Below are 10492 nucleotides of genomic sequence, written 5' to 3'. Positions count from 1 at the left end.
ACCGCGGGCGGTGCGGGCGGGGGCGGCGGCGGGGGTGCTTCCGGGGCCGGGGCGCGCCACGGGGGTACCGCGCCGAGCGGCGGCGGGCCGGACGGGAGCGGTACTCCCCCGGGAATGATCCGCGTCGGGATAATCGGCTTGCCGTTGCTCATGCTGCCTTCCGTTCCATCCGGAGGGTCCGGAGGACGCTCTCCTCCTTGGCGTTCGCGTCGGCGACCTGGCGGACGTAGCGCAGGACCTTCTCCGGATCCGAGATGCCGCAGGAGAGCGCCATCCGGACGGCATCCGCAATGGTCATCGGCCCAGTGGCGGGCGGCTGCTGCTGCTCGTCCGGAGCCTCCTCCTTGCCCTCCGGAGATTCCGGATCGTTCTCCGGAGCCTCTCCGGAGGCTCCGGAGATCGCGGCCCGCTCGGCGGCGACGGCCTGCTCGGCGCGGGTGAGCTCGCGGCGGACGGAGACCATCGCGAGGCGGCCGCCCGCCTTCGCGCGCTCGGCGTCGACCCACTGCTGGGTGTGGCTGTCGAGGGGCTTGGCGTGGTGGCGCAGCACGACGGTCCACATGACCTTCGCGAGGCCGGACACCGTTGCGGCGACGCAGCCGATCGCGAACTCGCCGGAGATCCAGCCGTGGGCGCCGACCGCGCCCATGGCGATGCCGAGGGCCATGTACCCGGCGCGGCGCGGGAGAGCGGCGCGCTCCTGGTCGTAGCGGGCGAGCCACTCCAGGGCCATGCAGGACAGCCACACGAGGTCGAAGACGAGGGCTGCGGCGTACGCGGCGGCGGTGAGGGGGACGACGAGGTCGAGGAGGCTGCCGATGCTCGCGGTCGACCAGAGGACCGAGGCGACGCCGATCATGGCGGCAGCCGCGGTGACCCCGGTCAGCACAACGCGGTCCCAGTCGCGCGGGGGCTGCGGGACGTCGACCTTGTAGCGGTCGAGGACGAGGTGGGTGGTGCCGTCGATGGTGTGCGGGACGAGGCGGCTGCGTTCGACGGTGCGGGTGCGGGTCATCCGAGGGCCCTCGCGATCAGGAAGGTCGGGAGGGCGACCGCCCAGACGAAGGCGAGCAGGTACAGGAAGCGCATGGGGTGCTCCGGGGGCGTGGCCGGCCGGGCGCAGCGGGTGCGCCCGGCCGGGTGGTTCAGCGGATGGGCGCGGACGCGTTGCCCGACGTGCGGGCGTGAGCGAGCGCGTTGCGGGCGTCGGCGGGCCGGGGGCCGCGCCCGTAGTCGGCGGCGGCCTGCCGGTGCAGCTCGGCCACCCGCCCGGCCTTGCGGAGAAGCAGCGCGTACTCGCCGCGGGTGATCGGCCGGGTGATCTCCGGCATCGCCCGGAGCAGCGCCCGCTCCAGGGTGTGGCTGGCCGGGGTGTCGTACCCGGCGGCGTCCGTCGCGTAGCGGAGGGCGAGGGCGGCGCGGCGTGGGGGGAGGATCGGGCTGGCTGGCCGGATGGTGGTGAGCCGGTCGGCGATGTCGAGGAGTAAGCGGGGGGCGGTGGCCGTCTGGTCGGCGGTGGCCGCGCGGCGCAGGGCTTCTTCAGCCTGGGCGCGGTCGGTAGGGTCGGACACGGTCATACCTCCTGGTGACACAGGGGGATGGCTGGCCCCGGGCAGAGGTACGAACTCCGCCCGGGGCCGATCTGTTGGCAAGTACGACCGTAGCGACTTCCTTGCCATATGGCAACGAAGTCAGGGAGAATGGTGCCCTGTGGCCGACGACGAAGGAGGGCCCGAGATGCTGTCGTTCCGGGAGCTGGCCCGGCGCCTGGTGACCGATGGGGTAGTGGAGAAGATCACCCATCAGCGCATCTCGCAGCTGGCGAAGTCCGACGAGGGGTTCCCGCCCGTGGTGCCGGTCGGCCGGTCGAGCGCGGTGGACTATCGGCTGGCGCGCCCGTATTTCGCGGGGCGGAAGTCGAGGCAGGGGCAGCGTACTGACTTGGCCGGCAGGCCCGAAGGCGAGCAGTCGCCACCTCGCTCGTAGAATCGAACGCATGAACGAACAGGCGGTCCCGCGCCTCGACCTGCTCCGCTTCCTGGAGCGCGTCCAGGAACGGGACCTCGCCCGCACCCGCGACTGGATCGCAGCCGAGGAACGGCGCCTTGCGGAACGCGCGGCCCGCCTACCTCCTGCATCGCCACCGGACTGGGTGTTGCAGGGCGGGATCGGCGCGGCCGGTGGCCCGGCCGCGGTGCATCAGGGCTTCTGCCAGCCGGTGGGCGCGCGGGTACGGGCGATCTCAGTGGACGAGGCCCGGCGTCTCCTTGCCGCGGACACGGGGCTGGCGTGCCAGCTGTGCCGGCCGGACACGGCCCTCGGGCTGCTGTGACCGACGAGTCGCGGCACCCTGGGGGTATGGAGCAGGCACCGATCGTCGTGCACCGGCCGTCGTCCACGGGCGGCCGGCGCGTCACCGTGCGGGGGCGGATCCTGGGGCTGGCCCACTCGGATCACGACCTGGTGGTGTTCCTCGCGGACGCGGGGTTGCTGGATCCGGATCTGTTGCTGGACGATCCGGCGTGGGTGGAGTGGCGGGGCGGCCGCGCCCATGAGTGGGGTGCAGGCTGAGCTTCGGCGGTACGGTCCGCTCATGAACTGGCGAGACGCGCGGTCGTGGGCCGCATCGTGGGAGTGGGGGGACGCGCCCGCCTGGGCCGCGTTCGTGCTGGCGGCGATAGCCCTGGTGTTCAGCATCAGGGCGCAGAGAGACGGGCGGCGATCGGCCAACGCCGCTGAGGAGTCCGTGAAGGAAGCGAAGCTCTCCCGGATCGCGGCGGAGCGGTCGACGGCGGTCGCCGAGGCGACTCTGGCCGACCAGCGCAGGGAGGCCGAGGAGCGGCGCGCCGCTGAGGAGGAGGCCGGTCGGCCTCGGGTCGATCTGCGGGTTGAGTATCAGACCGGGAGCGTCTTCCTTCTGACCAACCACGGGGCTTCCCCGGCTCAGAACATCCGGACGGCGGAAGAATACCCGGCGATGACGACCTGGCCAGCGGATCTGTCGCTGGGTGAGAACGAGCGGTACCGGTTCATGATGATGGGCGATCTGGCGCACCACGTTCCGGCTGTGATCCGGGTGGTGTGGGACGGGCAGGACGAGCCCGTGTCCCTCCGGGTCCCACGCAACAACGCCTGAGAACCGCGCGCCCTCCCGACACAGAGTGGGGTGGGCGCGCGGTCGCGCAATCAGTGAGGCTGGGCGGGTTGAGTCACCCAGGCGTACGCCTCAGCCAGCTCTTTCAGAGCCTTGACCGTGCCGCCGGATCCGCGGTACTCCGCAAGTTCCTTCGTGTTCTCGATGATCTCCGTGTAGATCGCGTCCTGGGCCTGCGCCCTGAGGCTCTTCTCTTCTTCTTCCACGGTGGCGCCTTTCGTCGTGCGCTGTACGGGTGCTGGCCAGCCTCGCACGGCCCACTGACAATCCCTCCGAACCACGGCTACAAACGTCGGGCGGAGAGCCACTGGACGAGGTCGGCGAGCACAGGCGCCGGGGGAGGGTCGGCCGGGACGGTGAGGAGCCAGTGCGCCGGCCGGAGGGTGAGGCGCCCGTCTTCGGCGGTCCACCAGTAGGGCTTGCCGTGGAGCCAGACGGTGCGGGTCCGGTCGGTGGGATGCATGGGTCAGGCCTCCGTGGGGTCGGTGAAGTTCGTGCACCCGCAGGCGCAGAGGCCGTCGTGCCAGCTGCGGGCGTGAGTGCAGAGCGCGCACGGCTGCTCCCTGATCGGGTCGGCGGGCATGAGCGCGCGCATGTACTCCATGACCTCGGTGGCGCTGAGCGGTGGGGCAGCGCCCGGGGTGGGCCGGCAGTGAATGACGCCGGGTGTGATCGTCGGGTCGGCGACGAGGGGCCAGCCGAAGCCGTGGGCGGCGTGGTAGGTGATCACTTCGGGCGTGGCCTGGGGCGGTTGGGTGCGTGGGGACAGGGCGGCCGTGAGGGCTTCGAGGGTGTCGGGCTCTGCGGCGATCTGCTGGACCGGGTCGGTGCGTACGAGGTACAGGTACATGGGTCAGGCCTCCGTGGTGGGCTGCTCGGTGGCCAGCCACCACCGCATGCCGTGCTGGTCGGCGTGGCTGCCTTGGTGCCCGGGGCGCAGCACGCACTCGGTGGGGCTGGCGTTGTGGAGACCGTCGACGGTCGGCGGCTGGTCGCCGCAGTGCTCGGCCGGCGCGACGGGCGCGCGCTGGTCGCGGTTGCGCGCGGCCTTGCACCGCGGGTACGGGCAGCCGTCGACGGGCGGGGCGTGGTGCTTTTCGCACATGGCGCGGGAGTCGAGGCACTGCCCGGCGGTGAGGCGTGCGACCTCGGCTTCCAGCTCGCGGACACGGGCCTTGGCGCGGTCGGCTCGGACGGTGGCAACTTCGGCGCGGTTGCGCATGCGGGCAGTGGCTGCCTCGTAGAACTCGACGTTGCCGCGCACCTTCCCTACGAGCTCGCGGAGCCGGTCGCCTTCGCCGGGCAGGAGCACGTTGCGTTCGGCCCGGTCGAGGAGGTGGTCGAGCTCGGTGCTCATCGGGGCTCCTTCGTCGGGTCGGTCCAGCTGTCGCGGATGGCGGCGGCGAGGGCGGCGGCGTCGTGGTCGGCGGTGCCGGCACGGGCCTGCTGCTCTGCGGAGCGGGCTGCTCGCCGTTGCTGCGCCTGGCGGGGGTTGGCGATGTGTCCGGTGAGGGTGGCGGTGGTGAGGATGACGAGGGCGGTGACGAGCAGCACGGCGGTCACCAGTCCCCCTCGGTGGTGTAGGTCCGCAGCCCGTCGGCTGGGGTGTCGGGGTGGCCGGCGCAGTTGATGCAGTGCACGCCGTTGATGTCGGTGGTGTAGTCGGGGCCGAGTTCGGCGCCGCAGGTGGTGCAGGTCATGTCGTGGGTCCTTCCGGGTTGGGGTGGCCGCCGGGTGGGGCGGCCACCCACAGGGGCAGGGGCGTCAGCCGGCGGGCAGGTAGTGGATCTGGACGGCACCGTCGAAGCCCTCGGCGTCGAACCTCACCTGCCAGTCCGACTCGGCGTCCTCGGGCTGCCACTCGAAGCGCGCCCACGCGGCTTCCAGCGGGTCTTCCGCGTACTCGGGGTCAATGTCCTGCGCCTTGCAGTACGCGACGAGCGCGCCCCGGGCGGCGTCCTGGTCGGCGGTGAGGATGACGATGTCCTCGTCGTCGAGCTGGCAGACCGGGACCCCGGCGTAGGTGGCCCCGTCGAAGTCATCGACGGTGGGCGTGAACGCCCCCATCGGCAGGGCGGGGACGGGGACGACCTGGTCGAGGTATCGGATGCCGTCGTAGTCGGGGCGGCAGGCCACGTTGTTGCGCTTGCCGTCGAGGCGGACACGGAGGCTCGCGGGGTCGTCGGTGATCGCGGTGATGATGCCGGGCAGGAAGGTGGTCTGGTCGCGGTAGTAGGCGAACTCGACGCGGCGGCCGATGACGGCCTGGGCGGGGAGGGCGGTGGTGTCGGTCATGTGGGTCTCCGTGGTGTGGGCCGGGATCACCCGGCAGCAGGGGCGGGGGTGGTCGGTGCGGTGGGTTCGAACGCTCGGCGCAGCGTCCAGTGGTGGCGGCAGGCGGGGTTGCGGCAGACGGCGAGCGCGCGGTGCGGGTCGCCCTTCCAGAACTCCATGTGCTGCTCGGCGGGGCGGACGACGCCGGTGGTGTCGATGACTGCCTCGTCCCAGACGATGTGGCAGTTGACTTCCTCGACGACGCCGACGGGTTCGCCGCACTTGGTGCAGAGCAGGGGCCGCGTGGTCATCGTGTGGGCTCCTCGGGCGCGGCAGGGGCAGCGGGCGGGGTGGCCAGGACGTCGCGACCGCACTCGTGCCACGTGCAGAACCCCCCGTCGGGCAGGTCCTCGGAGTCGACCGGGACGAACTCGCCGGTGCGAATCAGGTACGGGCTCGGGGCGCAGGCGATGCAGCGCAGGATCTTCCCGGTGTGGGACCGGTAGCCCACGATGGGCAGCTCGCCGCCGGGTGCCTTGGTCTCGCCCTCGGTGGTCTGCTGCACCCCGGCGGCAGCCTCGTCGGCCAGACGGCGGAGATCCCGGCCGATGCCCGCAGCGACAGAGGCGGCGTACTGGCCGGTCTCGCTCTCGCCGCAGGCCCTGGCCGCGCGCACGGCCACCTCGGCAGCCTCGCGGAGTACGGCGGCCCGGTCGGCAGGCGCGGGCGGGGCGGCGTCGGCCAGCCTCTGCGCCTCCGTCTCCAGCTCGGCCACGCGGTCGCGCATCTCGCCCCAGTTCCTGCGGAGCCGGTCGGTCACCACGGGCATGACCGCGTCGGCCAGGGCGAGGTCGTCGACGCGGGAGGACTCGGCGCGAATGGCGGCGGCGATCCGGTCCCGCAGTTCGGTGTCCGGCTCCGGCTCGACGACCGCGCCCTCGGCCGCGCTGGTGCCGAGAAGCTGCCGGGCCACCGTGGCGGCGACCGCCGCGATGTTGCGCGGGTCGTCCACGACGATGCTGTTCTCCGTGCGGCACTGCTCCCACACGGCGGCGGCGACGGCCTCCATCAGCGGGTCACCGTCGGACCAGACGGCGGGGGTGGTGTCGGGCATCAGGGGCTCCAGGTGATCGGTACGGTGGTGGGGCGCCCGCCCGGCTACGACCCGGGCGGGCGCACTGTGTGGTCACGCGGCGGGGAGCAGGGCGTCCTGGACGACCGCGGCCGGGATGGTGGTGGCAGGTTCCAGCGGCCCGGGGTTCCATTCGATGTGCACCCCGGCCCAGCTCGTCTCGGCCATCTCCTCGAACGCGAGCGCCGACACCCAGTCGCTCCCGCCCGCGGTCATGGTGAGACGGCCATCGGGGTGGAGAGTGCAGTCCTGGGTGTGGCCGTCCGGGTAGTAGACGCGGAACCCGGTGGGCTGCTCGGGCATCGGGTCGGGCAGGGCGATCGGCTCGACCGCGGTGGGGACCGTGTCAGTGCCGTTCTTGGCCCGGCAGTGCGGGCACCGCTGTTCGTGGGTGTTCACGCGGCACGCCCTGACCGGTCGCCCACGGGCGCCTGGTTCGCGGGGAGGTTAAGGCGGTAGCGGGCCATGCAGACGCCGCTGGTACCGATGTCGAGGTGATTAGCGATGAGCCGGTCGGTGAGACCGCGGCGGTGGAGGCGGCGGATGGTCTCGTCGCGCTCGGCCTGGGTCATGCGACCGTTCCAGTTCCCGGCCACCGCCCGCTCGACGACCGCGTGGTCGTAGTCCGTGGCGACAAGGTAGGTGGGGTTGCCGTGGCGGACGTAGCGCTGGTAGCAGCGGGGGCAGTAGCCGCGGGCGCTGTGTTTGTTGGTGCAGCCGGGGACGTTGCAGATCCGGATGCGCATCAGGGGCTCCTCGGGTCGGCGGGGACGGTGAAGGCGAGTTGGCCGGCGGCTTCCCGCGCCGCGCGCCGGGTCGCGGCCGCGGTCTGCCGGTGGTGCTCCCGGTCGTAGTGCAGGTGGCACCCCTGGCACATCGCCCGCAGGTTCGCCGGGTCGCAGTTCTCCGGGGTGTGGTCGAGGTGCGCGACGGTGAGGATCACCAGGGACCCGGTGCCGTACGCCCGGCCGCGGTTGACGTTCGGGCAGCGCCCCGGGTGGGTGCCGCGCCCGCACTCCCCGACGCACTCGCACCGGCCGGCGGCGCGCTCGGTGCGGATGCGGAGGCTGATGGCCGGCCAGTCCTTCGGGTACCGGGCCCGGTTCTCCGGACGGATCGGCACCGGGGTCACAGCCCCTCGGCAAGGTGCCGGTGTTCGGCGGGGAAGTCCTCGTCGCACCAGAAGCCGATGGTGAGGTGCATGCCGTGGTCCTCCACGACCTTCCACACCGCGTCAGCCGTGCACGCGGGGCGGCCGTCCTGCTCCCGGTGGTGGTTGCTGGTGCAGGGCTCCGCAGTCTGCGATCCGCCAAACAGCCAGCCGTCCGCGCGGCGGAAGACCCTGATGATCGGGCCGTCGTCGCCCGTGCCGTTGGATCCGTCGAGGTCCTCGACGACGTCCAGGTCGAGCGTGGCGGCGATGCTGTCGAGCGCCACGAAGGTGTCCTCGTTGACCTTCTCGATGAGGTCGGTGGCGACGCGGTTGATGGCGGCTGCGGCGTAGGCCGGGCCGACTGCTGCGAGGACGGCGTCGACGGCGTGGGCGTGGGCCTTGTGTCCGTCGAGGCCGAGTTGCGTGGCGTCGTGCTGGCCGGCGAGGAGCGCTTCGACGGCCCGGTCGTGGATGCGGAGGAAGGCGAGTTGCTGGTAGGGGGTGCCGCCGGGGGTGGGCGTGTACTCGGTGAAGGCGGCTCCGCAGTCTTCAGTGGTGGTGTCGATGGTCATGGGCTGCTCCAGGAAGTGGCGGGCGGGAGGACGGTCACGCGGTGGCCGGCCGGACGGACCACTGGCCGTCAGGGTGGCGGACGAGCGTGTCGCCGAACCGGGCCACCACACGGTCGGGGCCGGTACCGACGCGGAGGCCGACGATGGCGGTGCGTCCGTCGACCCACTCGAAGTAGCCCTTCGCGTAGACGCCGTACGCGTCGACCGCGTCGTCGACGGCGGTGATGGTGTCCGGGGTGACGAGCCAGGTCTGGCAGTCGGTGGTGGTCATGGGTCTGCTCCTGGTGGTTGGGCTGGGGGCTGGTTGGTCCGGGGCTTATGCGGCGGGGTGGCTGCCGGTGGTGGGGTCGCAGCCGAGGTGGGTGTCGTATCCGCGTTCGGCTCGGAGTGGCTGGAGGGTGTGGCCGCAGATGGTGCAGAGGGGTGCGGTGGGGGTGGTGTTTTCCTCGTCGCTCCCCACACCTCCCCCCTCCCTAGAGGGGGAGCGGGGGGAGGGAGGTTTTGATGGGCCATCCCCCGGGCCTCCCCCCGTGGTTGGGGGGATGTTTGACCTGGGGTTTTGTGTGAACTCCCCGGGGGTCCCCCCGTTTTCGGGGGGAGGTTGGTTGAAAGTTGTAGGGGGGAGGTCTGGGGGGAGGTCATTTCGGGTGCAATCGGACGGGGGTGGGTCCGCTTCGGGGGTGTATGCCTGGCCTGCCCCGGTGTGGGTGTCCGGGTTGTCATCCCCCGTCCGCATATGGGGGTCGTCGAAGCTGTTCCGGTTCTTCCGGATCCGGACGGCCTCCTCGATGAGGCCTTTCCGCATCTGGATGCCTCGGTCGGCGCACCACCGGATGACCCGCGGGCTGCCCCAGGCGATGTCCACACGGTCGGTGTCGAGGCGGCGGACCAGCCAGGCGGGCGTGCCGATCGCGGGAACGTCGGGCCGCTGGTCGAGGGACTCCAGGACCACGCTCGTGACGGGCCGGCCGTCGGGCTTGTGCTCGCCGTCGAGGGTGACGACCTTCAGCCCAAACTGAAGGTCGGCGCCTTCCTCGGAGTCCTTCTGCTTGCCGACCTTCATGGTGACGACGATGTTGCGGGCGTTGTCGCCCTTCTTGGAGACGTGCATCTCGGACTGGAGGGCGCCCTTGGCGGCGGAGGCGCCGCGCCCGTGCTCGCCGATGTGTCCGGTGTGGTGGATGAGGAGGACACAGGCTTCGGTGGCGCGGCGGAGGTCGTCCATCCGCTCGATGACGATGCCGAGTTCGGTGTTGGAGTTCTCTTCGACGCCGACGGAGACGCGGGCCTGGGTGTCGATGACGATCATGGCGGGCTGGAGGCGGCGCATCGCCTCGATGAGGGTGTCCCACTCGGGGCCGCGGGCCTGGACGGGGCGGGGCAGGAAGAGGACGCCGGTCATCTTCAGCCCGTGGTGCTTCTCCCAGGCGCGGACGCGCTGGCGGATACCGCGGGCGCCTTCGGCGACGAGGTAGACGACGGTGCCCTGGCGGACGTGGTGGCCGTGCCACTTCATGCCGGTGCCGACGTGCCCGGCGATGTCGATGGTGACGAAGCTCTTCATGTGGCCGGAGGGGCCGATGATGCGGGCGAGGGTGTCGAGGTGGAGGAGGTCCCCGACGAGGGGCTCCAGGGTGGGCATGTTGTCCAGCGACGAGGCGTCGAGGAGTTCGGCGAGGAGCGCGTCTGCGGGGTCGCCGGAGCGGCCGGCGGCGCGTTCCTTCTGCCGCTGGAGGTAGTCGTCGATGAAGGTGACGGCTTGGCCGGGTTCGGCGTCGGGGGCGGTGGCTTGCTGGACGATGCGGCGGCCGAGGTCGGCCTCGGCGCGAAGGTCGGCCGCGGCCCGGACCTTCTCGGCCCAGTACAAGGGGTCGCCGCCGCCGACGTGGTCGCCGACCGCGATGACGTAGTTCAGTCCGCCGGCGCGGGTGAGTTCCTTCCGCTTCTCCAGCTCGATGCGTACGGCGATGTGGTTCGTGGGTTCCCCGCGGGCGGCGAGGTGGGTGAGCGCGCCCCAGATCAGTTCGTGTGCGGGGCGTACGAAGTCGCTGCCCTTGAGGATGGCCTGCACGGCGGGGATGTGCCGTGGATAGTGCATGCATCCGCCGATGACGTCGAGCTCTGCGTCCATGGCGCCGCTGTCCGAGGCGTGCGTGTCGCCCGTGTCTCGCGGGTTCATGTGGCGGACGTTCTCCACGGTGGCGGGC

At 71.9% G+C, this 10492-nt stretch carries 21 protein-coding genes; 4 read left to right on the top strand and 17 right to left on the bottom strand.

Annotated features, from left to right (window positions below):
• Nucleotides 1–148: 148 nt before the first annotated feature.
• Together CR470_RS06135 and CR470_RS40350 are read right to left on the bottom strand one after the other, a co-directional pair.
• Nucleotides 149–1015 carry a protein transporter Sec31 gene (locus tag CR470_RS06135; RefSeq protein WP_097866556.1) on the bottom strand — a complete coding sequence of 289 codons (867 nt, stop codon included), beginning with the start codon at nucleotides 1013–1015 and terminating at the stop codon, nucleotides 149–151.
• 130 nt (nucleotides 1016–1145) lie between these two features.
• Nucleotides 1146–1571 (bottom strand): hypothetical protein, encoded by a 426-nt coding sequence (locus CR470_RS40350; RefSeq protein WP_257138464.1) that lies wholly within the window; start codon nucleotides 1569–1571, stop codon nucleotides 1146–1148.
• A gap of 139 nt (nucleotides 1572–1710) precedes the next feature.
• Here CR470_RS40350 and CR470_RS06125 point away from each other — a divergent pair, with 139 nt between their 5' ends.
• From CR470_RS06125 to CR470_RS06110, 4 genes are read left to right on the top strand one after another with little or no spacing between them, the layout of a single operon-like run.
• On the top strand, nucleotides 1711–1986 hold the full coding sequence (locus CR470_RS06125; RefSeq protein ID WP_257138463.1) for a hypothetical protein: 276 nt from the start codon (nucleotides 1711–1713) through the stop codon (nucleotides 1984–1986).
• Between the two features lie 10 nt (nucleotides 1987–1996).
• On the top strand, nucleotides 1997–2332 hold the full coding sequence (locus CR470_RS06120; RefSeq protein ID WP_097866553.1) for a DUF6233 domain-containing protein: 336 nt from the start codon (nucleotides 1997–1999) through the stop codon (nucleotides 2330–2332).
• A gap of 26 nt (nucleotides 2333–2358) precedes the next feature.
• Nucleotides 2359–2571, top strand: coding sequence for a hypothetical protein (locus CR470_RS06115; RefSeq protein ID WP_097866552.1), 213 nt, complete (start codon nucleotides 2359–2361; stop codon nucleotides 2569–2571).
• 22 nt (nucleotides 2572–2593) lie between these two features.
• Nucleotides 2594–3136, top strand: coding sequence for a hypothetical protein (locus tag CR470_RS06110; protein ID WP_257138462.1), 543 nt, complete (start codon nucleotides 2594–2596; stop codon nucleotides 3134–3136).
• Between the two features lie 50 nt (nucleotides 3137–3186).
• On the opposite strand, the gene CR470_RS39430 is transcribed toward CR470_RS06110, so the two are convergent.
• The 15 genes from CR470_RS39430 to CR470_RS06050 form a co-directional block, all read right to left on the bottom strand.
• Nucleotides 3187–3360 (bottom strand): hypothetical protein, encoded by a 174-nt coding sequence (locus CR470_RS39430; RefSeq protein WP_179892161.1) that lies wholly within the window; start codon nucleotides 3358–3360, stop codon nucleotides 3187–3189.
• Nucleotides 3361–3437: 77 nt separating this feature from the next.
• Nucleotides 3438–3617, bottom strand: coding sequence for a hypothetical protein (locus CR470_RS06105; protein WP_097866551.1), 180 nt, complete (start codon nucleotides 3615–3617; stop codon nucleotides 3438–3440).
• 3 nt (nucleotides 3618–3620) lie between these two features.
• Entirely contained in the window at nucleotides 3621–4004 is a 384-nt protein-coding gene (locus tag CR470_RS06100; RefSeq protein ID WP_097866550.1) for a hypothetical protein, read from the bottom strand.
• Nucleotides 4005–4007: 3 nt separating this feature from the next.
• A complete protein-coding gene (locus tag CR470_RS06095) occupies nucleotides 4008–4511 on the bottom strand; it encodes a hypothetical protein (RefSeq protein ID WP_097866549.1) in 504 nt (167 codons plus the stop codon).
• Entirely contained in the window at nucleotides 4508–4717 is a 210-nt protein-coding gene (locus CR470_RS06090) for a hypothetical protein (RefSeq protein ID WP_097866548.1), read from the bottom strand. The genes CR470_RS06095 and CR470_RS06090 overlap by 4 nt, the downstream gene beginning before the upstream one ends.
• The gene (locus tag CR470_RS39425; RefSeq protein WP_179892160.1) at nucleotides 4714–4854 is read right to left on the bottom strand and encodes a hypothetical protein; all 141 of its coding nucleotides are present in this window, start codon (nucleotides 4852–4854) and stop codon (nucleotides 4714–4716) included. Before CR470_RS39425 ends, CR470_RS06090 begins: the two co-directional genes overlap by 4 nt.
• Before the next feature lie 64 nt (nucleotides 4855–4918).
• On the bottom strand, nucleotides 4919–5449 hold the full coding sequence (locus CR470_RS06085) for a hypothetical protein (RefSeq protein ID WP_097866547.1): 531 nt from the start codon (nucleotides 5447–5449) through the stop codon (nucleotides 4919–4921).
• A gap of 26 nt (nucleotides 5450–5475) precedes the next feature.
• A complete protein-coding gene (locus tag CR470_RS06080; RefSeq protein WP_097866546.1) occupies nucleotides 5476–5739 on the bottom strand; it encodes a hypothetical protein in 264 nt (87 codons plus the stop codon).
• The gene (locus tag CR470_RS06075) at nucleotides 5736–6542 is read right to left on the bottom strand and encodes a hypothetical protein (RefSeq protein ID WP_097866545.1); all 807 of its coding nucleotides are present in this window, start codon (nucleotides 6540–6542) and stop codon (nucleotides 5736–5738) included. The genes CR470_RS06080 and CR470_RS06075 overlap by 4 nt, the downstream gene beginning before the upstream one ends.
• Nucleotides 6543–6614: 72 nt before the next feature.
• Entirely contained in the window at nucleotides 6615–6959 is a 345-nt protein-coding gene (locus CR470_RS06070) for a hypothetical protein (RefSeq protein ID WP_097866544.1), read from the bottom strand.
• Entirely contained in the window at nucleotides 6956–7306 is a 351-nt protein-coding gene (locus tag CR470_RS06065; protein WP_097866543.1) for a hypothetical protein, read from the bottom strand. Before CR470_RS06065 ends, CR470_RS06070 begins: the two co-directional genes overlap by 4 nt.
• Nucleotides 7306–7683 (bottom strand): hypothetical protein, encoded by a 378-nt coding sequence (locus tag CR470_RS06060; RefSeq protein WP_097866562.1) that lies wholly within the window; start codon nucleotides 7681–7683, stop codon nucleotides 7306–7308. The genes CR470_RS06065 and CR470_RS06060 overlap by 1 nt, the downstream gene beginning before the upstream one ends.
• A 5-nt stretch (nucleotides 7684–7688) precedes the next feature.
• Nucleotides 7689–8285, bottom strand: a complete 597-nt coding sequence (locus tag CR470_RS06055) for a hypothetical protein (protein ID WP_097866542.1) — start codon at nucleotides 8283–8285, stop codon at nucleotides 7689–7691.
• Nucleotides 8286–8319: 34 nt separating this feature from the next.
• A complete protein-coding gene (locus CR470_RS38660; protein WP_107489445.1) occupies nucleotides 8320–8556 on the bottom strand; it encodes a hypothetical protein in 237 nt (78 codons plus the stop codon).
• 45 nt (nucleotides 8557–8601) lie between these two features.
• The gene (locus tag CR470_RS06050) at nucleotides 8602–10464 is read right to left on the bottom strand and encodes an AAA family ATPase (protein ID WP_143663778.1); all 1863 of its coding nucleotides are present in this window, start codon (nucleotides 10462–10464) and stop codon (nucleotides 8602–8604) included.
• Between the last annotated feature and the right edge of the window lie 28 nt (nucleotides 10465–10492).

Origin of the sequence: Streptomyces sp. rh34, from assembly GCF_002551245.1 — a bacterium.
In the GTDB taxonomy this organism is placed as follows: domain Bacteria; phylum Actinomycetota; class Actinomycetes; order Streptomycetales; family Streptomycetaceae; genus Streptomyces.
This window is presented reverse-complemented; position numbering and strand designations above follow the sequence as displayed.